Raw genomic sequence first — 25,112 nt, forward strand, 5'->3', positions numbered from 1 at the left:
TTAAAATTGAGGGTGGTTTATGATGAATAAACTTCTCTTTATAATAATGGGATACTCTTTCTTGATGGCTTAATGCAAGGATATATAAAATGAAAGTGAAAATTTCAGATGCTGCTGCTAAGCAAATTGTACAGATACTTTTGCGTGAACCCGATAAAATCGCATTACGTATTTCTGTCGAAGGCGGTGGATGTTCTGGTTTTTCTTATAAATATGATTTGGTTTCTGAAATGTGTAAAGATGACCTTGTTCTCAAAAAAGATGGGGCAACTGTACTTATTGATTCACTCTCACTTCCTTTCATGGAAGGAGCTGAGATTGATTTTGTTGATGATCTTATGGAGCAGTCTTTTCAAATCCATAATCCCAATGCTGTTTCATCGTGTGGTTGTGGTGTAAGTTTTTCAATTTGAGAGTGGGGGCATTGTGATATTGTTTCTTGAAAAAAATATCATGTTGGTCAACAATGTAAAAATGGATAGTCTTATAAAAATAATGCACCGATGTGTGCGGTTAGGCGTGGTGCTCACTTTATTGATCTGGAGCCACTGTGCTTTTTGTGAAGAAGGAGTAGATCAGCAGCAGGGACAATCACGGAGTTTTATTATAAAGTCAAAAGAGCAGGAAAAAGAGAACTTAGCATCTCAGGCACAACTTATTTTGAATGCTCGATTAACAAATAGCCGTCAAGATATTGATAAGGGGCTTGTCTGGCGGGTTTATGCCCCTATTCTAGGGATTGATAATAAATTACCATTAGTGGCAACCTATAAGGGGGGAAGTGCACATTTTGATTTAGAGCCAGGAAGTTATCTTGTTCATGTCTCATTTGGTCATATGAGTGTTGTGCGTCATATTCGTCTGGAAAATGGGCAAAGTCTTGTGAAAAACTTTTACCTTGAGGCTGGTGGTCTTATTTTAAATGCGACGCTGCTCAATGGTATCATCAATGAAAAGGAACTCCGTTTCACGATCTATGAGGATGAAAAAGAAAATGATGATACGGGGGTGATTTTATCAAATGTTAAACCTCAATCAGTTGTGCGTTTAAAGGCGGGCCGCTACCATGTTGCTTCCCATTATGGTTCCATTAATGCGACGGCACGTTCGGATATTCAAGTGGAGGCTGGTAAAATAACGGAAGTTACCCTTGAACATCAGGCAGCTCAGATTGTTTTAAAGCTGGTACGACAAGAAGGAGGGGAAGCGCTTGCAGATACAAGTTGGTCTCTTGCCAATGATTCTGGTGATATCGTTTATGAAACTGTTGGTGCTTATGTTTCACTCGTGTTAGCAGAGGGAGAGTATATTGCAATTGCTAAAAATAAAGATAGAATTTATCAAAAGGTTTTTTCTGTCGTTTCTGGTCATGATGAAGATATAAGTGTGGTGGCGAATGAACAAAATCTGCAACGAATTGATGAAGATATGGATTGATCGTTGTTCGTGGATCTAAACCATGATGAGAGACGGGGTGTGCGTTTTGATTGAAATTTCAACAGTTGGTGTGTTTTTTGCTGGGGCGCTCTCTTTTTTGTCGCCATGTGTTTTGCCATTAGTTCCTCCTTATTTATGCTATATGGCAGGGATTGGTATTGATGACTTTCGTTCAGAAAAACGTGATGAGAAAGTCTTTATACGGTGGGCTTTATTGTCTTCTGTTATTGCTTTTGTTCTAGGGTTTACCACTGTTTTTGTTGCTTTAGGTGCGAGTGCAAGTACAATTGGTAAGTTCATCGGTTATTATCGTGATTGGTTTGCACTTGCTGCTGGAATTATCATTATTATTTTTGGTTTAAATTTTTTAGGTTTTTTCAAGATCTCTTTTTTATTTCGTGAGGCGCGTTTTCAGACGGATAAAACACCTGCTGGTCCTTTAGGGGCCTATGTTATTGGTTTAGCTTTTGCCTTTGGTTGGACACCATGTATTGGTCCCATTTTAGGGCCTATTATAACGCTTGCTGGAACAAAGGAAACTGTGGGCGAGGGGGCTATTCTATTAGCAGTTTATGCGTTAGGTCTTGCTATTCCTTTTGTGTTGGCAGCTTTATTTTCCAGTTGTTTTATGCGGTTTTTAGCAGCTTTTCGTATTCATTTAGGAAAAGTTGAAAAAATTATTGGTGTTTTTCTTATTCTTACAGGGATTTTATTTTTAACAGGCTCTATGCAGGATCTTTCCTTTTGGCTTTTAGAACATTATCCTTCATTGAGTTATGTTGAAGATATTCGTTGGCACGATATTATGAACTTTTTTGGATTTTCTCGTTAGTCTTGTGTGTTTTTATGGTTAGAAGCTGTCTTTCTATTGTTCTTGCTGCCGGTGAGGGGACGCGTATGAAATCGTCTCTGCCTAAGGTGCTTCATAAAATTGCTGGATTGCCTCTTATATGCCACGTTCTAAAACAAATAGAATTGGCAGGCTCTTCACAATTAGCCGTCGTCGTGGGATTTGGTGCTCAAGAGGTTGCGCATGTTGTTCAGTCATTTGTCAAAGATGTGATGATTTTTGAACAAAAAGAGCGTTTAGGAACCGCACATGCTGTTTTATCGGCTCGTTTAGCTTTGCAAAAGGGAGAGGATGATGTTCTCATTGTTTTTGGGGATACGCCTCTCATTCAGCAGGATTCACTGCACCAAATGCGTGCACAGCTTGCTGATGGGGCTGATGTTGTTTTTGCAGGCTTTCATACCCAAGATCCAACAGGTTATGGGCGCCTTCTTGAGAAAAATGGTCAATTGATTGCAATTGTTGAAGAAAAAGACGCGAGCGAGGAAGAAAAAAAGATTTCCTTTTGTAATGGGGGAATACTCGCTATGCGTGGAAAACATGCACTTTCTCTTTTAGAGAAGGTTGATAATAACAATATGAAAAAAGAATATTACTTAACAGATATTGCTTCTCTTGCTTCGCGTGAAGGATTAGATGTGCGTGTTGTTGAAGTCCCTTTTGAAAATATTGTAGGAATTAACAACTGTCTTGAGCTATCGAGGGCTGATTCTTTGTGGCAAAAACGTAAAGCATGCGATTTAATGTTATCGGGTGTTACACTCTTAAAACCAGAAACAGTCTATTTTTCTTATGACACAGAAATTGAACCAGGTGTGGTGATAGAACCAAATGTTTATTTTGGATTAGGCGTGAAAGTACAATCTGGTGCTGTTATTCGTGCTTTTAGTTATCTCGAAGGAGCTGTGGTGGGTCAAGATGCGCAGATTGGTCCCTATGCACGTTTGCGTCCTGGTACAGAGTTGGCAAAATCCGTAAAGGTTGGAAATTTTTGTGAAGTCAAACAAGCTAAGGTAGGAGAATCTTCTAAAATCAATCATTTAAGTTATATTGGTGATGCCGAAATTGGTGCTCATACCAATATTGGAGCCGGTACGATTACGTGCAATTATGATGGATTTAACAAATATAAAACCATGATTGGTGATCATGCTTTTGTTGGGTCTAATACGGCACTTGTTTCCCCATTGGTGATAGGGGATGGCTCTTATGTTGCTTCAGGAAGTGTTATTACTGAAAATATTCCTATGAACAGTATGGCTTTTGGGCGTGCACGACAGGTTATAAAAGAGGGCTATGCAACAAAATTTCGGGCGCGCTTGTTAGAGAATAACTCGACAGAAAATAAACAGAAAAAATGATCATTTTCAGTCTATTCTTTTGTTTTGTGTCGATTTAACGATGGATAGGAGGTTTATTCTTAAAGATTGCCATATTCCATGTTTGAATTATTTATTATTTATCGTTTTAAATAAAAGCTGTTGGATTGTTTTATAAGATTTAAATCTTAAGATGTGGGTTGGAGCTTTTTAATGTGTGGAATTATTGGAATTCTTGGAAAGAAGTGTGTTACGTCTTCTTTGCTTGAGGGGTTAAAACGTCTTGAATATAGAGGGTATGATTCATCTGGGGTGGCAACAGTCTATAATGGGCATCTTTATCGTGTACGTGCTGAGGGGAAGCTTGTTCATTTAGAAGAAAAATTAAAAAAAACACCTCTAGAGGGAAGTTTAGGGATTGGTCATACCCGTTGGGCGACACATGGCGTTGCAGTTGAACGCAATGCACATCCCCATGTGACTGAAAAGCTTGCGGTTGTTCATAATGGTATTATTGAAAATTTTGTAGAATTGCAAAAGGAACTCATCGAGGATGGTTATATCTTTGAAACAGAGACGGATACGGAAGTTATTGCGCATTTAATAACGCGTGCATTAAAAAGTGGTCTTTCTCCGCAAGAAGCCATGCGGACCAGCTGGAAAAGGTTACAGGGGGCTTTTGCACTTGCTCTTATTTTCGAAGGTGAAGATAATCTTATGATTGCGGCGCGTTCTGGTCCACCGTTGGCAATTGGTTATGGAAAAGATGAATTTTTTGTGGGATCAGATGCTATTGCTTTGGCACCATTCGTTGATCATATTAGCTATTTGGAAGATGGGGATTGGGCTGTTCTTACACGGGAAGGCGTCACAATTTACGATGGAAACAATCAACCGGTAAAACGTTCTGTGACAACATTACTTGAAGAAGCATTATTGATTTCTAAGGGGAATCATCGTCATTTTATGCACAAGGAAATGTTTGAACAACCTGAAGTGATTTCTCATAATTTGGCGCATTATCTTGATCTTGGAAATTATACCGTTCGCGCTTTTGAGAATTTGATTGATTGGAAAAATATTCATCGTCTCCTTTTTGCGAGTTGTGGAACGGCTTATTATTCAACCTTAGTTGCGCGCTATTGGTTTGAGAAATTTGCCGCTTTAAGTGTTGATAATGATGTTGCTTCGGAATTTCGTTATCGTGAACCTCCTATAACATCTGATGTGTTATCGCTGTTTGTTTCTCAATCTGGTGAAACAGCTGATACATTGGCTTCTTTGCGTTATTGTCGTGAGCGGGGTGTAAAAACAGCAACAATTGTGAATGTTGAGCAATCAACAATGGCAAGGGAGGCTGATTTTATTCTTCCAACACTTGCCGGACCGGAAATTGGTGTTGCTTCAACAAAAGCTTTTACCTGTCAATTGGCAACGCTTGCTTCACTTGCCCTTAGTGCTGCGAAACAACGTGACTACCTCTCAGTTCAAATGGAACAGCAATTGGTTCAACAGTTGGCAGAAGTTCCCCGTATTTTAAATGAGGTTTTAAAATTAGAAGGTAAAATTGAATCTATTTGTCGTGATTTGGTGAATGCAAAAAGTGTTCTTTATCTGGGACGTGGAACTTCTTATCCGATTGCTTTGGAGGGAGCCCTTAAACTGAAAGAGCTTTCTTATATTCATGCTGAAGGTTATGCAGCGGGGGAGTTGAAGCATGGACCAATTGCGCTGGTCGATGAGACAATCCCCGTGATTGTTGTGGCTCCTTATGATCGGTGGTTTGAAAAAACTTTTTCTAATATGCAAGAAGTGGTAGCGCGCAATGGTCGTATTATTTTGATAACCGATAAAAAAGGAGAAGAAGTAGCTTCTCTTAAGACTTTATCAACGATTACTTTGCCCGTTGTTCCAGAATTTATTGCTCCTATTATTTATGCTCTCCCCATTCAGTTAATTGCTTATCATACGGCTGTTTTATTAGGAACAGATGTTGATCAACCGCGTAATTTAGCAAAATCAGTCACAGTTGAATAAAAATAGATTGTGTAATTCTGAATTTGTCGAAAATAATCAAATGTAACAAATTGATTTATAGTGATGGTTTAGTTTTCTATTTTTCTCAGTTGCATGAGAATATCGAAGACAGGACTTTTCGTTTCAAATTCTTGATGACAGAATAAAAAATGTTTCCTTAGCGATCAAAAAATGGATCAGATGTATGAATATAAAAGTAAAAAGACGCAATAATATGCTTCTCCTCCTTTAATGTAAGCGTAATCCAGATTGGGAGAGAAGATGGGGCTGTTGGTTTGCTATTCTTTCATGAAGCATAATGGTGTAGGGATTATGTTAGATCATTTATGAGTGATATCAAGAAAGAAGAGCCTATTTGCATAGGGGGAGTATTTTTATTTTTTATCAGAGGTTCTTTTCTATTATTATCCTGCTCGTAAGAGGCGTGCGGCGTCATCGTGTCCGAAAAGATAAAGAAGCAACCGTAAGGCTTGTCCTTGTTCAGAGGAAAGATGAGGATCGCGTTGTAAAAATAGGCGTGCATCTTTTCTTGCTATGGATAAAAGATCACTGTGAACAGCAAGGTTTGCTATATGAAATTCAGGAACTCCAGATTGCTTTGTGCCTAAAAGTTCTCCTTCACCTCGCAAGCGCCAATCTTCTTCAGCAATTTCAAAACCGTCTTCTGTATGACGGATAATATTCAGACGTGTTGCTGCTGTTTTGGTTAGTGGCTCTTTATAGAGCAAAATGCAGGAAGATTTTTTATCGCCTCGTCCTACACGTCCACGCAATTGGTGCAATTGTGAAAGACCAAAATGTTCTGCGTGTTCGATGATAATAATCGAAGCGTCTGGAATATCCACGCCTACTTCAATGACGGTGGTTGCAACTAAAATACGTGTATTTCCGCATTTAAAAGATGCCATAGCGGCTTCTTTTTCTGCTGTAGACATTTTGCCATGGATCATTCCAACGTGAGCTCCAAAGCGCTCATAGAGAAACGCAAAGCGGTTTTCAATTGAAGTGAGATCAAGAGCTTTTGATTCCTCTACTAAAGGACAAATCCAATAGAGTTTTTCTCCTTTTTCGAGTGCAATGGCGATTCGTTCTATAAGCTCATGCATACGTTTCAAAGAAAGCGTTGCTGTTGTAATGGGGTGTCGTCCCATTGGTTTTTCTGTAATTTTAGAGACATCCATATCCCCAAAAGCTGTTAAAACAAGAGTGCGAGGAATGGGTGTGGCGGTCATGACTAGCATATCAGGCTTATTGCCTTTTTCTGTAAGAGCGATACGTTGGTGCACACCAAAACGGTGTTGTTCATCGATAATGGTTAAGGCAAGATTGTTATAAGTAACGCTGTCTTGTATAAGAGCATGGGTCCCGATGACAATAGAAACTTGACCTGATAAAATATCATTCAAGATATTTGTCCGCAACTTGCCTTTTTCTCGTCCTGTTAAAAGCGTTGTTTTTAAGCCTATCTTTTCGGCAAGAGGGGCAATAGTGGCAAAATGTTGCCGAGCGAGCACTTCTGTGGGGGCCATTAAAGCTGATTGACTTGAATTTTCAGCAATTTGTGCCATTGCCATCAGTGCAACGACGGTTTTTCCTGCGCCTACATCACCTTGGAGCAGTCTTAGCATCGGTTCTGGTGAAGCAAGATCATTGGCGATATCTTCTACCGCTTTTATTTGTCCCGTTGTGAGTTGAAAGGGGAGAACATTGAGCAGTTTTTTCGTATAAATTCCTGTTGATGGTCGAGAAGTCCCAACAAGAGATTTGGTTTTCAAACGCACAAGGCCTAACGCTAATTGACAAGCGAGCAGTTCATCATAGGCAAGACGTTTGCGTGCTGTACTTTCTAAGGATAGATCATCAGGATTAATGGGAGCATGGATACGGCGTAAAGCAACAGAAAAAGAAGAAAAATTTTGCTGCTTTTTAACATTTTCATCTATCCATTCTGGGAGGAGAGGAATAAAATCAAGAGCGTTTTGTATGGCGCGTCTTAATGTCTTTGCTGCTAGTCCGGCAGTAGAGGGATAAACAGGTTCGATGAGAGGAATCTGATTTGATTGTTCGCTTGGGGCAATATGGTCGGGATGCGCCATTGAAAGTTGCCCATTAAACCATTCAACTTTTCCTGATACAATGACCTTTTTTCCTTCAGGGAGTTGTTTTTTGAGCCAAAGAGGTTGAGCATGAAAAAAAACTAAATGTATTTTTCCTGTTTGATCATGGGCGATAACACGATAGGGGATTTTGTTATGACCACGGGGTGGGGGGTGATGTTGATCGATGATAATTTCGAGCGTAACCGTCTCTCCTTCTTTTGCATAAGCAATGCTGGGACGCATTCTGCGGTCTATAACAGAATGGGGCATTAATTGAAGAAGATCAATAAGGGTTGCTTCATGTTGTGCAGGATTAACATTTAAAAGTTTTGTCAGTAAGCCATAGACTTTAGGGGTAATACCAGAAAGGGTTCGAATAGAATTAAAAAGAGGGGTAAGTAGACTTGGAGGCATGAGGAAATTTAACCTGCTCTTTTTGTTTTTTCTAGACCTTTAGAAGAGCTTTTTGGGGATAAAGCCATAAAGGGGGAATTGTTTTATTAACACATTGCGTTTTAGGAAGAAAAATGAATACTTAAAGAGAAATACAATCTAGAGAATGCAAAAATGTAAAGTGCTTATGGTATATTTTGCTTCTTTTTATTTTAGGCGTTTATTTGCTGTGAATAGAAGCATTTTCTTGATAGAACTCTCTTATAAAGATCAATAAAATTGAGATATTTTTCTCATGTGGGATATGACAAATTTATAGCTTTAAAGTTATGCTAGCGTGGAATTTTTTTTCTTTAAGGGGTGCTGTTTGGCATCTAGTTTTTAATAGGAAATTGTGAGAGTGGCCAAAGATAAAAATAAACTGCAAGAGTATAAAAATTCTCTTCCTCGCTTTATTCATTTGAGAGTGCATTCAGCTTATTCTTTGCTCGAAGGGGCTTTAAAAATTCCTCAAATTATTCAACAGGCGATTTCAGATCAGGCACCCGCGGTTGCTATTACCGATACCAATAATTTATTTGGGGCTTTGGAATTTTCGCAGTATTGTCTTTCTCATGGGGTTCAACCTATTATTGGTTGTCAGCTTACCGTTGATTTTTGTGATGAAAATGATCATTCACGTTTGATTAAAGGACGGAATGCTTCTGATTTTTATTCTATCGTTCTGTTGGCTGCTAGTAAAGCCGGTTATGCTCATTTGGTTCGTCTTGTAAGCCGTGCTTATCTTGATAAATGTGATACTGATCCTCCTCATATTAAAGCTGATTGGTTGTCGGCACACAATGAAGGTATAATCGCTTTAACGGGCGGTAAGGGAGGACCTATTAATCTTTCCTTGGTAGAAGAAAAAAAAGAACGCGCTGTTGAGCGCTTAATTTATTTGAAAAAAACTTTTGCTGATCGTCTTTATGTGGAATTACAACGGCATGGTTTTTATGACAAAGGGGTAGAAGCAGATCTTATTGAATTAGCTTATGCGCATGAAGTTCCTCTTGTTGCAACGAATGAAGCCTTTTTTCTAAAAAAAGAAGGGTACGAAGCGCATGATGCGTTAATGGCTGTTTCAGAAGGACAAATCGTCTCTAATCCAGATCGAAAAAGGGTGACGCCAGATCATTACTTGAAGTCACAAGATGAAATGGTTGTACTGTTTTCTGATCTTCCAGAAGCTTTAGAAAATAGTGTTGAAATTGCATTGCGTTGTCATATTGCCACACCTCTTCGAAAACCGATATTGCCTCGTTTTATAGAACAATCTGCTCATTCAGAAAATACTTTAGAAGCAGAAGATAGCGAGTTGTTAAATCAAGCTAAAGCTGGTTTAAAGATGCGGCTTGAAACAATTGGATTGGCTGAAGGGTATACGATTGCAGATTATGAGCAGCGGCTTGATTATGAGGTTTCAGTTATTACGCGTATGCAATTTTCTGGATATTTTCTTATCGTTTCAGATTTCATAAAATGGGCAAAGGTTCATGATATCCCTGTTGGTCCAGGGAGGGGTTCTGGTGCTGGTTCACTTGTTGCTTATGCATTGACGATCACCGATGTTGATCCATTGCGTTTTTCTCTTCTCTTTGAACGTTTTCTCAATCCAGATCGTGTTTCGATGCCAGATTTTGATATCGATTTTTGTCAAGAGCGGCGTGAAGAAGTTATTCAATATGTTCAAAAAAAATATGGACGTGATCAAGTTGCTCAAATTATTACCTTTGGTAAGTTACAGGCACGTGCAGTTTTGCGTGATGTGGGGCGTGTTTTAGAAGTTCCTTATCGACAGGTGGATTATCTTACGAAATTAGTTCCTGCTACGCCAGGAAGTCAGGTGGAGTTGGCAGATGCTATTAAGGATGAACCTAAATTTGAAGAGGAAAAGAAAAAAGATCCCGTCGTTGGACGCGCATTAGATATAGCACTTCAGTTGGAGGGACTTTATCGTCATGCTTCAACGCATGCTGCTGGGATTGTTATCGGAGATCGGCCGCTGTGGGAGCTTGTCCCGATGTATCGTGATCCTCGTTCTGATATGCCTGTTACACAATTTAACATGAAATATGTTGAACAGGCAGGATTGGTAAAATTTGATTTTCTTGGATTAAAAACGCTTACTGTTTTGAAAATGGCTGTTGATTTTGTTGCTAGACAAGGGGACAAAATAGATTTGTCAAATATTCCTCTGAATGATGAAGCAACCTACGCTATGATGGCACGTGGTGAAACGGTTGGCGTGTTTCAGGTGGAAAGTTCTGGTATGCGCAAGGCGCTGATTGGAATGAAGCCAGACCGTATTGAAGATATTATTGCGCTGGTTGCGCTTTACCGTCCTGGTCCAATGGAGAATATTCCAACCTATAATGCACGCAAACACGGGGAAGAGGAAATTGCTTCTATTCATCCTAAAATAGATCATCTGATTAAAGAAACACAAGGTGTTATCGTCTATCAAGAACAGGTGATGCAGATTGCTCAGGTACTGGCTGGTTATTCACTTGGGGAAGCTGATTTATTACGTCGTGCTATGGGGAAAAAAATTCATGCAGAAATGCAAAAACAGCGCACGCGTTTTGTCGATGGAGCCGTTGCTGGTGGTGTTGATAAAGAGCAAGCTGATATTATCTTCGATCTTTTAGCAAAATTTGCCGATTACGGATTTAATAAATCACACGCTGCTGCTTATGCAATTGTTTCTTATCAAACCGCTTATATGAAGGCTAATTATCCCGTTGAGTTTTTAGCTGCTTCAATGACGTATGATATGACGAATACGGATAAACTCAATGATTTTCGGCGTGAGGCATTAAGGCTGGGTATTGAAGTTATTGCGCCTTCTATACAAACATCTCATCGCGTTTTTGAGGTTGGTGATAACTGTATTTATTATTCCCTTGCTGCCATTAAAGGGGTGGGAGAAACGGTTGTCGATCATATTGTTGCTTGTCGTGGGAATAAGATTTTTAAGGATCTGGAAGATTTTTGTGCGCGTGTTGATCCTCGTATTGTCAATAAGCGTGCGATGGAAAGTTTAGTTTGTGCTGGCGCTTTTGATTGTTTTAATATTGCACGTGAAGTTTTATTAGCCAATCTTGGAACGCTTCATGCACGGGCGCTTCGTATTCTCGATGACAATTCTAGTGGGCAGGTTGATATCTTTGGAATGGCAGGCGGATTAAAAGAGCCATTGATTTTATCTCAAACGACTCCTTGGTTGTTGGCTGAAAAACTTTATCGAGAATTTCAAGCAATAGGCTTTTACTTTTCTGCTCATCCATTGGATGAGTATCAAGCTATTCTTGCTAAAAAACGTGTTCAGACTTGGAGTAATTTTGCCAATGCTGTTAAAGGGGGAGCAACGGCTGCGCGGCTTGCTGGAACCGTTGTGGCAAAAAATGTGCGCAAAACAAAATCTGGTAAAAAAATGGGAATTATTCATTTTTCTGATACAAGTGGACAGTATGAGGCTATCCTCTTTTCTGAAGCACTTTCGGATTATGAGGAGATGCTAGAACCTGGAAAATCTTTTATTATTACGGTGAGCGCAGAAAATCGCTCTGAAGGGGTTAGTTTGCGAATTGAGACAATTCAGTCTTTGGAAAAGGAAGCATTACAGCAGCATAAAATGATGCGTCTTTTTATCAAAACAGTTGATATGCTTCCACAAATTGAACAAAATTTAAATCTGGGGGGACATGGAGAGGTTGGGCTTATTTTAATTCAAGAAGATGGATTGCGAGAAGTCGAAATTGCACTTCCAAAGCGATATAAGGTCAATTCACATGTCGCAAATGCTATGAAATTAATTCAGGGTGTTGTTGATGTAGAATTGAGTTAAAACAAGAGTAAAAATAGGGGCTATTTGGGGAGATTTTTACTTTGGGAAAAGTTGAAAGTTGGGCTTTGAAAATCAGATAGGTGATTTCAAAAGATCTTCCTTTTATTTGGGTAAGTACTGGTCGATTTTTAGTGTCATAAAGTCAAAAAATCTTTTTCCTTGGTAATATTCAAAGTATTGGAAGAGTTTTATAAGTTTTTATCACAATTTTTTATGGAACTTATCGCATCATACATATAAAGCCAATGGAGGCTTGACATAATGCTCTCTGGTGTACGAATTTTCATCATGAGATTACGGGCTATTGCTATAGGCCCGGTTGCATGATAAGCTAATCTGTTGAAACTCCCACGTTTTTTTACGGCTGCAATACGGGGAATGCGTGTTTTTTCGTAAAGCGAAAGTGCTTTCGTTAATGAAAGATCTTTCAATGAAAGTGCTTCCGCTAATGTGGCAGCGTCTTCGATTGCCATAGCGGCACCTTGTGCTGCAAAAGGTAAAGCTGCATGTGCACAATCGCCAACAAACACTTGTCTCTCTAGGCCTAAAAAACGATCTTGTTTCATGTGAAAGAGTGGCCAATATCGCCATTCATCAATATGGTCAAAGATTTGTAAGATTTTTGAATTCCACCCCTTAAAAAGAGATTTGAGTTTTTCTTTATCTCCTTTATGGTCCCATCCTTCTTCGGGATTTTCTCCATGAGTAATGGCGACAAAATTAAAAATTTTTTCTAACGATTGAATGGGATAGACAACAAGATGATTGTTTGGTCCCATCCAAGCTGTGATTGTCTTCATATTGTGCAATGAAGAACGAAAGTTTTGAGGAAGATTATCCAATGCTGTTGTTGCACGCCAAGCAATAAAGCCACTAAAATTTGCTTTTTCATGAAAAGGAGATTGTTGCCGTAATGTTGACCAAACGCCATCACATCCGATCAGGAGGGGCGTTGAATAAAGCTGTTCTGTTGTTGCATCTGTTTTTATTGTTGTTATTTTAATGTTGGTTGCAGAGTGGGTAGAAGATACAATTGTTTCGCCTGCTTTGTATTGAATCAGAGGATTTTCGATCACTGCATTATATAAAATTTTTTGTAAAGCCGCACGATGAATTGTCATATAAGGGGCTTTCCAATATTTTTCTGTTAGATTGATAATATGAGCACGTAGACGTGTTTTTAAAGATATTCCATCTTTTAACTCAAGAAAATGTGGGATTGTTGCGACTTCAGTGAGTTTGTTAAGAAGTTTCCAGTGAGCAAGAATAGATGTTGCATTTGGAGTGAGTTGAATACCAGCACCTATCGTTTCAAGTTGCTTACACTTTTCGATAATGGTGCTTGAAATTCCTTTATGAGCGAGCGCTAAAGCGGTACTTAAACCAGCAATTCCTCCTCCAACGATGATGGGTGATTGCTCCACAAATGATTTCATCTTAAATAAGCAGAACTAAAAGAGTGGTAGAAAGCCGGATAACGCATTATACTCGCTTTTTTGAATGGTATAAACACCCTGTTGGGTTTGTTTGATCGCACAATAGTGAGGGAACATAACGATAAAGGGTTGAGCAATAAGGGCAGATTTTCTCATCAGCTGCTCCCATATCGATAAAGATATGAGGATGATCAAATGGTTGCGTAGCGCCTACGCACATAAATTCTTTCACACCAATTTCGATTGTTTTATATCCAAGATCATTTTGAAAATGGGGAATATTATGATCAGCCATGGTGTACAAACTCCAGAATAAATTATCATCATCAGCTGTGATGAGGCTTTTCTATTTTATAAGCGTGAGTTTGTAACAATGCTTATCATAATGCAAGATGCTTTTTAAGACAAAGTGCTCTTCTTTTATGCTATATGGAATAATCGTCATGTTTTTAGTACTTTTCAGATGGAGCTTGTTTCTAAGTATTTTTAAATATTCAATGGAAACATGATAATAAAAATGAGACATTGATGTATTATAAGTATGATAACATATTATAGAATATTATGTGAGGTGTTTCTTCAAGGACTTTAGAAAGTATAAAAGAATATTAATGAGAATATATGGAACAGAGGGTGGCAGATAAAATTTCTATATCGGATATAACGATGGAAAATCCGGCACGGTTTATTAATCGAGAGTTTTCATGGCTACAATTTAATAATCGTGTTTTGATGGAATCGGCTAATTCGAAACATCCTTTATTAGAGCGGCTACAATTTCTTTCGATTTCAGCAACAAATCTTGATGAGTTTTTTATGGTTCGTGTTGCTGGTCTTGCAGCTCAAATTCGTGCTCATGTTACAACATGCAGTGCAGATGGGTATACCCCACAGGAACAACTCGATATTGTGCTCGCTGAGATTTCCAAATTGCAGGCTCATCAACTCCAGGAATTGAATGTTTTACGTGATGAATTAAAAAAGAATGATATTGAAATTATTTGTTCTGATGATCTTTCAGAAGCCGAAAAATCGTGGCTTGAAAAATATTTTCTTGATAAAATTTTTCCTGTTCTAAAACCTTTGCCGGTTGATTCTACGCATCCCTTTCCCTTTATCCCTAATTTAGGGCTTTCTCTTGCGTTTCAATTGTCTGAAGGAACTGGTCAACACGCACGTACAGTGTTATTGCCCATTTCAATGCTTCTGAGGCGTTTTATTCTTCTTCCTCAAGAGGGCAATCATTTTCGTTTTATTGCATCTGAAGATGTTATTTATCTTTTTATCAAATATCTATTTCCTCACGATGAGGTTAATGGAATTGGTACATTTAGAGTGATTCGGGATAGCGATATTGAAGTAGAAGAAGAAGCTGAGGATCTTGTTCATTTTTTTGAAAAGGCTCTTAAAAGGCGGCGGCGTGGGCAGGTTATTCGCGTTGAATTTGATGCAAAAATGCCAGAGAATTTGCGCCAATTTATAGTGAATTGTCTTGCTGTTCCTGATAACTGTATTAATATTCTTGATGGATTTTTGGCACTTAATATGGTCTCAGAGATTGTTTCTATTCCCCGTGATGATCTCAAATTTATTCCTTATATTCCTCGTGTTCCGGAATCTATTCGTAAACATAATGGGGATTGTTTTACAGCTATTCGTGAAAATGATCTCGTGATTCATCACCCCTATGAGACATTTGATGTTGTTGTCCAATTTTTACGTCAAGCTGCTGGCGATCCTGATGTTGTGGAAATCAAACAAACACTTTATCGGACATCAAATGATAGCCCAATTGTTAGCGCTTTGATTGAAGCCGCTAAAGGGGGAAAGTCTGTGACTGCTTTGGTAGAACTTAAAGCACGTTTTGATGAAGAAGCAAATATTCGTTGGGCGCGGGATCTTGAATGTGCTGGAGTTCAAGTTATTTTTGGTTTTATTACCTTAAAAACACATGCCAAGATGTCTCTGGTTGTGAGACGTGAAGGAAAACGTCTTTGTTCTTATGTTCATCTTGGAACAGGAAATTATCACCCCGTGAACGCTAAAACTTATACGGATCTTTCTTTTTTTTCCACGGATGATGATATCGCTCATGATGTTGCGTTATTGTTCAATTATATTGCGCAATATGAGCGTCCACGTGAAACAATGAAGATCGCTTTTTCGCCTTTGACATTGCGTGGTCGTATTTTAGAGCATATTGAAGGAGAAATTGCTCATGCACAACGAGGAAAGTTTGCTGCTATTTGGATAAAAGTGAATGCATTGGTTGATCCTGAAATTATTGATGCTTTATATCGTGCTAGTCAAGCAGGGGTACAGATTGATCTGGTTGTGCGAGGGATATGTTGTTTACGTCCTTGTATTCCAGGAATTTCGGATAATATTCGTGTAAAATCAATTGTCGGGCGTTTTCTTGAACATAGCCGTATTTTTTGTTTTGGGAATGGGCAAGATTTGCCTAATGAAAATGCACTTGTTTACTTAGGTTCTGCTGATATGATGCCTCGTAATCTAGATTATCGTATTGAAATATTGGTTCCAGTTTTTAATAAAATGGTGCGACGGAAGATTCTTTTACAAATTATGCTAGCTAATCTCATTGATAATCAACAAAGCTTTGATATACTCAAAGATGGGATATCGAAACGTATCACACCGCAGATAGGTGAAAGTCCGTTTAATGCGCAGGAGTATTTTATGGCCAATACAAGTTTTGCGGGGGAAAATGAGTCTTTTGAATCTTCCATTTCACGCTTGGTTGCGTTGCATCGGCAACAAGCTGAAATGCATAAAGACTGAAATCCGATGACGTATAGAGATGCTCAAGGTAGGCTAAAAGGACGTAAGCCTGTTGCTGTTATTGACATTGGATCAAATTCTGTTCGGTTGGTGATTTATGAAGGGCTTGTTCGCTCACCAACGGTTTTGTTTAATGAAAAGATTCTTTGTGGTCTCGGTCATGGTGTGGCAAAAACGGGCTTTTTAGAAGAAAAAGCGATGAAAATGGCGTTGCAAACGCTCAAACGATTTCGAACACTGTGTCGACAGATTGGGGCCGATGAGGTCTATACTTTAGCAACGGCGGCAGCACGAGATGCAAAAAATGGCGTAGCGTTTATTCAAAGTGCTGAAGATATTTTACAAAATAAAATATATCTTCTTTCCGGAAGTGAAGAAGCTAAGTACTCAGCCTATGGGGTTATTTCTACTTTTTATCAACCAAAAGGTATTTCTGGAGATCTGGGTGGTGGAAGTCTCGAATTGATTGATATTGATCATTCTGATGTCGGTGAAGGGATAACGCTTCCATTAGGTGGTTTACGGCTACAGTATATGTCCAATAATGATAGTGCTGTTGCTGCAAAAATTGTACATGAGCAATTTTATCAATCTTCTGTTGCGCGTACGCGTAAAGGTATGGCACGTTATTTTTATGCCGTAGGGGGGACATGGCGTAATTTGGCAAAACTCCATATGGCAATGAAACATTATCGGCTTCCTGTTATGCATGGCTATGAAGTTGATGCCATGGAAATGGAGAAATTTTTACGTCTTGTAGCAAGCGGAAATATTGATAATATGAGAGGGATTGCGGCGGTTTCACAGAATCGTCGGAAACTTTTGTCCTATGGGGCAATTGTGCTTATTGAACTCATTCAGTGTATGGAGTTTGAAAAGATAATCTTTTCTGGTGCTGGCGTTCGTGAAGGTTTTCTTTATTCACGCTTGCCGCAGGCGATTCAACTTTCAGACCCTCTCATTGCTGCATGCACAGAAATGGCTATTCTACGGGCACGTTCACCAAAACAAGCAGAAGAGCTTATTGATTTTACGACAAATGCCTTTGACGTTTTTGGAATTTCAGAAACTGAAAATGAATGCCGTTATCGTCAAGCGGCTTGCCTTCTTGCCGATATTGGTTGGCGTATACATCCAGATTATCGAGGCAATGAAGCAGCCAATCAGATAGCATTAGGATCTTATCCAGGGATTTCTCATGAGGGGCGCCTTTATGCAGCGCTTGCTGTTTTTTTTCGCAATACCAGTTTACTGGTTGATAAAGAATCTTTTCCCATCTTTCAATTAGCAACACAAAATATCATTGAAAAAGCACGTATTCTTGGTGAAACAATGCGTATTGCTCATCTGTTTAGCGCTTCTGTTGCAGGAATTTTACCTCATTTATTTTGGCATAAAAAAGCAGATCATATTGTTTTGCAGATCCCCCAAAATTACGCTGGATTATTGGGAGAACGTCCTCTTGGACGATTAAAGAAGTTATCAAAAATAATTAAACAACCTCTTGCTTTTGAAATTTCTTGATTTTTCCTGCTAATTTATTCGCATTTTAGATCTTAAAAGATTAGGTATTTTAGATTTTTTTTTAACAAGATTGTTATTTGATTGATCTAAAAAATATTTAACGCTTTTCTTTAATAAGAGCCTTACTATTTAAGTTTTTAAATTTGTCAGCAGCAGGTTTTATTTACCCTATTTGCGTTGTCTTCTAGCCTATAGCAAATTGATATAGATAAGTAGCGTAAAGGATTTTTTTTAATGAGAATATTTTAAATTTATTCAGAATTTCTTTTATATTATTTCAAATAAAATTGATTTAATAAGGTACGATTACAAAAATTTTTTTCTTTTGATTTTCTACTCATTTTGACATAAAGTAAGATTCTCTTTAGGGGATCTTATGGAAATCTCGAAATGTGGAGAAATGTTCATTAGAGCTGTTTTGTGCTTATTTTCCCATCGTTAAAGTAAAATCCTATCTGACCCCTTAGAAGTTGTTCGGCTTTTTGACCAAATATTTCATAGCGCCAGCCATTCATAGCAGGGATATTTTTTTTAATTCCTCCATTGGCGATTTTTTCTAAATCACTAGATGTTGCAATAATTTTAGGGGCAATGCTGTTTTCGTTTGCAACAAGTTTTAATAATACTTTGAGAAGTTCGATAGCAGCGGCTGTCGTATCATTGAGTGGATTATGTTTAGGAATAGGGGGTAAAGTAGAAAGATCAACCTCTAAGCCTTCCTGGACAGCCTTGATTAATGATGATGCAATTGAGCGTTTATCCCAATTCTTATTAAGGCTGCGCAACCGTTTTAACGCAGATTCATCTTTTGGTTGTTGGGTTGCTATTTCTATAAGACATTCATCTTTCATGATATGACGACGGGGCATATTGTATTTTCGTGCTTCACGTTCACGCCAAGCGGCTATCTTTTGTAATACAGCAAGTTCACGCGGTTTTTTAACTTTTCCTTTCACTTTTTTCCATGCTTCATCTTCTGGCATATCATAGGTTTTAGGATTTAAGAGGATTGTGATTTCATCATCCATCCAGTGAATTCGTTGATTTTTTTCTAATCTTTTTTTCAAGAGAAGATAAACATCTCTTAGATAGGTTACATCGGCAAGGGCATAGAGCAGTTGTTTTTCAGACAGGGGGCGACAACTCCAATCTGTAAAGCGGGAGGACTTATCAAGATGATGCCCCGTGCAGCGTTGTACAATTTGATCATAAGAGATCGAATCACCAAATCCGCAAATTGATCCGGCTATTTGTGTGTCGAAGAGAGGAGAAGGAATAACGCCACCAAGATAATAAATCGTTTCAATATCTTGGCGGGCAGAGTGAAAAACTTTGACGATTTTTTTATCGATCATAAGCTCAAAAAAGGGTTGTAAATCAATATCTGGTGCTATGGGATCAATTAGAACTGTAGCATCTGGTGATGCAAGCTGGATTAAACACAGTTGAGGCCAAAAAGTTGTTTCGCGGATAAACTCAGTATCGACTGTTACAAAATCAGAGGTTCGTAGAGCGTTTAGTGCAATTTTAAGATCTGTTGTTTGTGTAATAAGATTCATCATTCTACTATAGCTAGATAAATTAAATTTGTCTTTTATTGGACTTTATTTTCGCGTTTTTATTCTCATATCTTGACAAATGGTTATGAAAAAGCGTTTTTAGCGCATGTGAATATTATAATCAAAGGCAAAAAACATGCACCGTTATCGCAGTCATCATTGTGCGGCTCTTCGTAGATGTGATGTAGGAACACAAGTTCGTCTTTCAGGTTGGGTTCATCGTGTCCGTGATCATGGAGGAATTCTTTTTGTGGATTTACGCGATCATTTTGGAATCACACAAATTGTTGCGGATCCTGCTTCGCCGGCTTTTAAAGTTATTGAAAAAGTGCGTTCTGAATGGGTTATTCGTGTGGATGGAGAGGTCTGTGCACGGTCTGATGAGGTTATCAATGCAACGCTTCCAACAGGTGAGATTGAAATTTTTGCACAAGAGGTAGAAATTCTTTCAAAATCTGATGAGCTTCCTTTACCGGTTTTTGGTGAGCCTGATTATCCAGAAGATATTCGATTAAAATATCGTTTTCTTGATTTGCGTCGGGAGACTATGCATAAAAATATCATGCGTCGGACTGAAATTATCGCGGCTATGAGACGGGCTATGCAAAATAATGGTTTTACGGAATTTACAACGCCGCTTTTGACCGCCTCATCGCCGGAAGGTGCACGTGATTTTTTGGTTCCAAGTCGTGTTCATCAGGGAAAATTTTATGCATTACCACAAGCACCACAGCAATATAAGCAGTTGTTGATGATGTCAGGTTTTGATCGTTATTTTCAAATTGCGCCATGTTTTAGAGATGAAGATCCGCGGGCTGACCGTCTTCCTGGTGAATTTTATCAATTAGATATTGAAATGAGTTTTGTTGAGCAGGAAGATGTTTTAGCAACTATGGAACCCATTATGCGTTCTATTTTTGAAGAATTTGCAGATGGGAAAATGGTGACCCAAAACTTTCCTCGCATTTCTTATGATGAAGCAATGCGGAAATACGGTTCTGATAAGCCTGATTTGCGTAATCCGATTATTATAGAAGATGTTTCTCAGCATTTTTACAATTCTGGTTTCAAAGTTTTTGCTCAGATTTTAGCGAATGATGAGAATGCACAAGTGTGGGCTATTCCGGCTAAAACAGGTGGAAGTCGTGCTTTTTGTGATCGTATGAATGTATGGGCACAAGGTGAGGGGCAACCAGGGCTCGGTTATATTTTCTGGCGTGAAGAAGAAGGAAAATTTGAAGGAGCAGGGCCTATTGCCAAAAATATTGGTGAGCAGCGAACTGAAGCGCTTCGTATGCAACTTGGACTTGAAAGTGGTGATGCTTGTTTTTTTGTAGCTGGAGATCCAAAAAAATTTGCATCTTTTGCTGGTGCAGCACGCATACGGATAGGAGAAGAATTAGATCTTGTCGATAGAGAGAGTTTCTCTTTAGCGTGGATTGTTGATTTTCCATTTTTTGAATGGAATGAAGATGAAAAAAAGATTGATTTTGCCCATAATCCTTTTTCTATGCCTCAAGGGGGAGAAAATGCTCTGGAGTCTCAAGATCCTCTTACGCTTAAAGCTTTTCAATATGATCTTGTTTGTAATGGTTATGAGATTGCATCCGGTGGAATTCGTAATCATTTACCGGAAATGATGCTTAAAGTTTTTGAACTTGTGGGACTTTCTAAGGAAGTTGTGAAAGATCGTTTTGGTGGTCTTTATCGCGCATTTCATTATGGGGCTCCACCCCATGGTGGTATGGCAGCGGGAATTGACCGCATTATTATGCTGTTGCAAGGTGTTAAAAATTTACGTGAAGTTGCTTTATTTCCTATGAATCAACAGGCACTTGATCTTTTAATGAGTGCGCCATCTGATGTTTCTTCTACACAATTACGTGATTTAGGAATCCGCATGGCTCCTCCTCACAAAAATAATTCATAAAGTTGATTTATGGATTGTTGTCGTCTCTCTTTCTCCGTAGTGTGAAGTCTTGATGTCTCTCAAGAGCATATCTGTTGTTTATGGACTTAGAGAGGTAAAAATGCTATTGTGTTAATCCTTCAAGAGGCTTGTTTATAAAGAAATATCTCTCAATGTAGTCTATCTCGTTTTATGATGCTCGCTTATGAAGGATATAACTTAAAACCTCATGAGTGGTATAAAACCGTTGCCATCTTTATTGAATAAAGGGTAGGCTGTTATTTTCCTTTCTAGGTTTTAATATTGCTGACAGTTTTTGTATGCAAAGGGTTTCAGTGTTTTTGTTCCTTTCTTAGATAGTCACTCTTCCCTTTGTGATAAGCAGGAAAATGATTGTGATTGATTTATCATAAATAAATTGGAAATGGAAAAACTTTAGAATACTTGGGATTTTCATTTAAGTTGTATATATAACAATATGTTATTTATATTTTGTTAAAGTTCTTACAACATTGTAAAAGATAATTATCTCTCTTCGTATTTATGAAAATAATGCATTTTTGCTTCCTATGGACTTCATCTTGGGGAACTCTATAAGCTTTGAATATTTTTTAAATTTTTCATGGAAAAACGAGATGAAGTTGTTATACAATCCACTTTTATACTAAAAGATAATGTTTGAAAGGTGCTTTTGTCATTCCCAAAAGGATGAAATATCTCTTTGTAGCCGTTAAATTATATCGTTGGATTTGCTAAAGCTTTCAATAAGATTTTTGTTGAGAATAATCTGTATTCAAAATATGTTTTGGGGGAAATTGTTGTTGTTGAAAAAACGATAAAAATTTATTTTACATCGTTTCGAAAAATTATATCATCGTAACTCCAGTTTGCTTAGTAATAATAGCGTTGTTTTTGAGATTTTTATTTATTTAAAAATGCTTGTCGCTTTCCTTAACAATGAAAATATTTTCTACTTCTTTTGGTTTATTTTGTTTTTTTACCTTTTAAAGAGGATAGTGAAAGAAATTTTCGATAATGTGTTAAATATTTTCATATATTGTTTAGAACAAGAGCGAAGAACATGTATAAATTTTTCAAATTGATATAATTTTCTGTTCATGTTCTAATTACAACGTTTATTTTTATGTCGTTGACTTTTAATAAAAAAGTTTACTCATAAGAGTTTGTATTAAATAAATCCTACACAATAATTTCTTATTATTGTGGGAATTTTTGTTCTAATATTATGTCTGATAAAATGAATTTACCTTTTGATGAAGAACATATTGAGCCAATAGAATTACGTTCTGCTTTACAGGAACGCTATTTGGCTTATGCACTTTCTACGATTACTCATCGTGCATTGCCTGATGTGCGTGATGGATTGAAGCCTGTCCATCGTCGGATTGTTCATGCAATGCGTCTTCTCAAACTGAACCCTGGACAATCTTATGCGAAATGTGCGCGGATTGTTGGTGATGTCATGGGAAAATTTCATCCTCATGGAGATGCCTCTATTTATGATGCTTTGGTGCGTTTGGCTCAAAGTTTTTCGGTTCGTTATCCGTTGGTTGATGGACAAGGCAATTTTGGTAATATTGATGGTGATAATGCTGCGGCTATGCGTTATACCGAAGCACGCATGACTGAAGTAGCTGCGTTGTTGCTTGAGGGCATTAATGAAAATGCTATTGATTTTCGTTTGACCTATAATGAAGAAGATGAAGAGCCTGTTGTTCTACCAGGTGCTTTCCCTAATCTTTTAGCCAATGGTTCTTCAGGTATTGCTGTTGGTATGGCAACCTCTATTCCTCCCCATAATGTTGCTGAGCTCTGTGATGCGGCGCTGCATTTGATTGCACACCCTGATACGCGTGATGAGGATTTAAACCAATTTGTGCTGGGACCTGATTTCCCAACCGGTGGTATTTTGGTTGAACCTAAAAAGAGTATTGAGGAATCTTATCGTATAGGGCGGGGTTTTTTTCGATTACGTTCACGTTGGCATCAGGAAACTGGTAGCCGTGGTTCTTATGTGATTGTTGTGACTGAAATTCCCTATCAAGTTCAAAAGTCACGCCTTATTGAAAAAACTGCGGAATTGTTGCTTGCGCGGCGCTTACCAATGCTTGATGATATTCAAGATGAATCAGCAGAAGATATCCGCATTGTGCTTGTTCCTAAAAACCGGTCGGTTGATCCTGAACTTCTTATGGAATCCCTTTTTAAATTGACTGATTTTGAAATCAGATTTCCTCTTAATCTTAATGTTTTATCTTTGGGAAAAAGACCCAATGTTCTCTCGCTGCGAGAAAGTTTGCAACAATGGCTTGAACATCGTCAAGAAGTGCTTATTCGACGCTCTCACTATCGGCTTGATCAGATTGATAGCAGATTGGAAATTCTTCATGGGTATCTTATTGCCTATTTGAATCTCGATGAGGTCATACAGATTATTCGTGAAGAAGATGAACCGAAAAAGAAATTGATTAAGCGTTTTGAATTAACAGAGAATCAAGCTGAAGCTATTCTTAATATGCGCTTGCGTTCTTTACGCAAGCTTGAAGAATTTGAAATTCGTAAGGAATTTGAAACGCTTAAAGCTGAAAAAGAAAAACTACAGAATTTGTTAGCCTCTCCTATAAAACAATGGAAAATAATTTCAGAAGAAATTAAAAAAGTTCGCAATACTTTTGGTCCTGAAACGCTCTTAGGGAGAAGGCATACAACATTTGAAGAAGCGCCAAGACATGATCTTGACGATATTCAACAAGCAATGATCGAAAAAGAACCTGTGACTGTTGTTATTTCTGAAAAGGGGTGGATGCGTGCTTTGAAGGGGCATTTGAACGATTATAAAGCACTTTCTTTTAAAGAAGGAGATGGTTTAAAGTTGGCATTTCCAGCATTTACGACCGATAAGATTGTGCTGATAACTACAGGGGGAAAGTTTTTCGCATTTGGTGCAAATAGTTTGCCTGGAGGACGAGGACAGGGGGAGCCCATTCGTCTTTTAGTTGATATGGATGATGAACATGATGTTCTTACAGCTTTTGTGCATCACGCAGAAGAAAAATTGCTTTTGGTTTCATCTTATGGAAATGGCTTTATCGTTCCTGCTACAGAAGTGTTTGCCAATACACGAAAAGGAAAGCAGGTGATGAATGTGAAGTTTCCTGATAAGGTAAAGCTTTGTGTTCCGGTCAATGGTGATCATGTGGCTGTGGTTGGTGAAAACCGCAAAATGCTTATTTTTTCTATTGAACAAATACCGGAAATGAATCGTGGTAAAGGGGTTCGTTTACAACGTTACAAAGGAGGGGGCATTGTTGATGCCAAGACTTTTAATTTATCAGAAGGCTTAAGTTGGCAAGATACCGCTGAACGAATCTTTCATCGTCAAGCGGACGATCTTATTGAATGGATGGGAACACGTGCGGGTGTCGGGCGTCTGGTTCCAAAAGGATTTCCAAAATCAGGAAAATTTATCAATTAAATAATAGAAAATTCTTATTCAAAGTCTATAAAAGTTTAAAGAGAAATGCTATGTATTTTTATTATATGATAAGATATTGATTTATAATAATCATTCAATATAAATTCATGGTCAATGAGAGGCTCTAATATCTATAGGTTTTCTTATTTCAACTTTGTTCATGTTGAAACAATTAAAATGGTCTGCTCGCACATCATAAGCGGAGTGGTGTTGTAGATAGAAACTTATAAAGAAAAAAATTAAAAATGTCTTTTATGAGCGGTTTCAAGTGCCAAGAGCTGTTGTAACTTTGGGAACTGAATAAATATCAATAGGCTTACACGGTTCATAAGTGTGAGGATGATCGAACGGTTTTTATACAC

The 25,112-nt window shown here is 38.1% G+C and carries 14 protein-coding genes; 10 read left to right on the forward strand and 4 right to left on the reverse strand.

Annotated features, from left to right (window positions below; translation table 11 throughout):
- Positions 1-89: 89 nt before the first annotated feature.
- The 5 genes from PVV70_RS01310 to glmS all read left to right on the forward strand — a co-directional run bounded on the left by PVV70_RS01310 (position 90) and on the right by glmS (position 5,643).
- Positions 90-413 carry an iron-sulfur cluster assembly accessory protein gene (locus PVV70_RS01310; protein WP_273757625.1) on the forward strand — a complete coding sequence of 108 codons (324 nt, stop codon included), beginning with the start codon at positions 90-92 and terminating at the stop codon, positions 411-413.
- 40 nt (positions 414-453) lie between these two features.
- Positions 454-1,437 (forward strand): carboxypeptidase regulatory-like domain-containing protein, encoded by a 984-nt coding sequence (locus PVV70_RS01315; protein WP_273757768.1) that lies wholly within the window; start codon positions 454-456, stop codon positions 1,435-1,437.
- Positions 1,438-1,462: 25 nt separating this feature from the next.
- Positions 1,463-2,269 carry a cytochrome c biogenesis CcdA family protein gene (locus PVV70_RS01320; protein ID WP_273757769.1) on the forward strand — a complete coding sequence of 269 codons (807 nt, stop codon included), beginning with the start codon at positions 1,463-1,465 and terminating at the stop codon, positions 2,267-2,269.
- Between the two features lie 14 nt (positions 2,270-2,283).
- Positions 2,284-3,648: a bifunctional UDP-N-acetylglucosamine diphosphorylase/glucosamine-1-phosphate N-acetyltransferase GlmU gene (gene glmU, locus PVV70_RS01325; protein WP_273757626.1), complete on the forward strand. Its 1,365-nt coding sequence runs from the start codon at positions 2,284-2,286 to the stop codon at positions 3,646-3,648.
- Positions 3,649-3,819: 171 nt separating this feature from the next.
- The gene (gene glmS / locus PVV70_RS01330; protein WP_273757627.1) at positions 3,820-5,643 is read left to right on the forward strand and encodes a glutamine--fructose-6-phosphate transaminase (isomerizing); all 1,824 of its coding nucleotides are present in this window, start codon (positions 3,820-3,822) and stop codon (positions 5,641-5,643) included.
- Positions 5,644-6,047: 404 nt separating this feature from the next.
- Here the strand turns inward: glmS and recG are convergent, their stop codons facing one another.
- Complete coding sequence (recG, locus tag PVV70_RS01335; protein ID WP_273757628.1) at positions 6,048-8,156, reverse strand: ATP-dependent DNA helicase RecG; 2,109 nt, start codon at positions 8,154-8,156, stop codon at positions 6,048-6,050.
- Between the two features lie 379 nt (positions 8,157-8,535).
- On the opposite strand from recG, the gene dnaE reads away from it, so the two are divergent.
- A complete protein-coding gene (dnaE, locus tag PVV70_RS01340) occupies positions 8,536-12,024 on the forward strand; it encodes a DNA polymerase III subunit alpha (RefSeq protein ID WP_273757629.1) in 3,489 nt (1,162 codons plus the stop codon).
- 188 nt (positions 12,025-12,212) lie between these two features.
- Here the strand turns inward: dnaE and PVV70_RS01345 are convergent, their stop codons facing one another.
- Entirely contained in the window at positions 12,213-13,460 is a 1,248-nt protein-coding gene (locus PVV70_RS01345; protein WP_273757630.1) for an FAD-binding protein, read from the reverse strand.
- Positions 13,461-13,506: 46 nt separating this feature from the next.
- Positions 13,507-13,755 carry a zinc-finger domain-containing protein gene (locus PVV70_RS01350; protein ID WP_273757631.1) on the reverse strand — a complete coding sequence of 83 codons (249 nt, stop codon included), beginning with the start codon at positions 13,753-13,755 and terminating at the stop codon, positions 13,507-13,509.
- Positions 13,756-14,081: 326 nt separating this feature from the next.
- Between PVV70_RS01350 and PVV70_RS01355 the strand changes: the two genes are divergently transcribed.
- Complete coding sequence (locus PVV70_RS01355) at positions 14,082-16,262, forward strand: RNA degradosome polyphosphate kinase (RefSeq protein WP_273757632.1); 2,181 nt, start codon at positions 14,082-14,084, stop codon at positions 16,260-16,262.
- A 6-nt stretch (positions 16,263-16,268) separates the two neighbouring features.
- Positions 16,269-17,786, forward strand: a complete 1,518-nt coding sequence (gene ppx, locus PVV70_RS01360) for an exopolyphosphatase (protein ID WP_273757633.1) — start codon at positions 16,269-16,271, stop codon at positions 17,784-17,786.
- A gap of 407 nt (positions 17,787-18,193) precedes the next feature.
- On the opposite strand, the gene rnd is transcribed toward ppx, so the two are convergent.
- Positions 18,194-19,348 (reverse strand): ribonuclease D, encoded by a 1,155-nt coding sequence (gene rnd / locus PVV70_RS01365; protein WP_273757634.1) that lies wholly within the window; start codon positions 19,346-19,348, stop codon positions 18,194-18,196.
- Between the two features lie 133 nt (positions 19,349-19,481).
- Between rnd and aspS the strand changes: the two genes are divergently transcribed.
- Both aspS and parC read left to right on the forward strand, forming a co-directional pair.
- Positions 19,482-21,275, forward strand: a complete 1,794-nt coding sequence (aspS, locus tag PVV70_RS01370) for an aspartate--tRNA ligase (protein ID WP_273757635.1) — start codon at positions 19,482-19,484, stop codon at positions 21,273-21,275.
- Between the two features lie 1,225 nt (positions 21,276-22,500).
- Entirely contained in the window at positions 22,501-24,750 is a 2,250-nt protein-coding gene (gene parC / locus PVV70_RS01375) for a DNA topoisomerase IV subunit A (protein ID WP_273757636.1), read from the forward strand.
- Positions 24,751-25,112 lie beyond the last annotated feature (362 nt).

The sequence above is a fragment of the Bartonella sp. AU55XJBT genome, from assembly GCF_028618525.1.

Excerpts from the sequence above, each read along its gene's own strand:
- recG (WP_273757628.1), bottom strand. The coding sequence starts at position 8,156 with ATGCCTCCAAGTCTACTTACCCCTCTTTTTAATTCTATTCGAACCCTT.
- PVV70_RS01315 (WP_273757768.1), top strand. The coding sequence starts at position 454 with ATGTTGGTCAACAATGTAAAAATGGATAGTCTTATAAAAATAATGCAC.
- rnd (WP_273757634.1), bottom strand. The coding sequence starts at position 19,348 with ATGATGAATCTTATTACACAAACAACAGATCTTAAAATTGCACTAAAC.
- PVV70_RS01355 (WP_273757632.1), top strand. The coding sequence starts at position 14,082 with ATGGAACAGAGGGTGGCAGATAAAATTTCTATATCGGATATAACGATG.
- PVV70_RS01350 (WP_273757631.1), bottom strand. The coding sequence starts at position 13,755 with ATGGCTGATCATAATATTCCCCATTTTCAAAATGATCTTGGATATAAA.
- PVV70_RS01320 (WP_273757769.1), top strand. The coding sequence starts at position 1,463 with ATGAGAGACGGGGTGTGCGTTTTGATTGAAATTTCAACAGTTGGTGTG.
- ppx (WP_273757633.1), top strand. The coding sequence starts at position 16,269 with ATGACGTATAGAGATGCTCAAGGTAGGCTAAAAGGACGTAAGCCTGTT.
- glmS (WP_273757627.1), top strand. The coding sequence starts at position 3,820 with ATGTGTGGAATTATTGGAATTCTTGGAAAGAAGTGTGTTACGTCTTCT.
- PVV70_RS01345 (WP_273757630.1), bottom strand. The coding sequence starts at position 13,460 with ATGAAATCATTTGTGGAGCAATCACCCATCATCGTTGGAGGAGGAATT.
- glmU (WP_273757626.1), top strand. The coding sequence starts at position 2,284 with ATGGTTAGAAGCTGTCTTTCTATTGTTCTTGCTGCCGGTGAGGGGACG.
- parC (WP_273757636.1), top strand. The coding sequence starts at position 22,501 with ATGTCTGATAAAATGAATTTACCTTTTGATGAAGAACATATTGAGCCA.
- PVV70_RS01310 (WP_273757625.1), top strand. The coding sequence starts at position 90 with ATGAAAGTGAAAATTTCAGATGCTGCTGCTAAGCAAATTGTACAGATA.
- aspS (WP_273757635.1), top strand. The coding sequence starts at position 19,482 with ATGCACCGTTATCGCAGTCATCATTGTGCGGCTCTTCGTAGATGTGAT.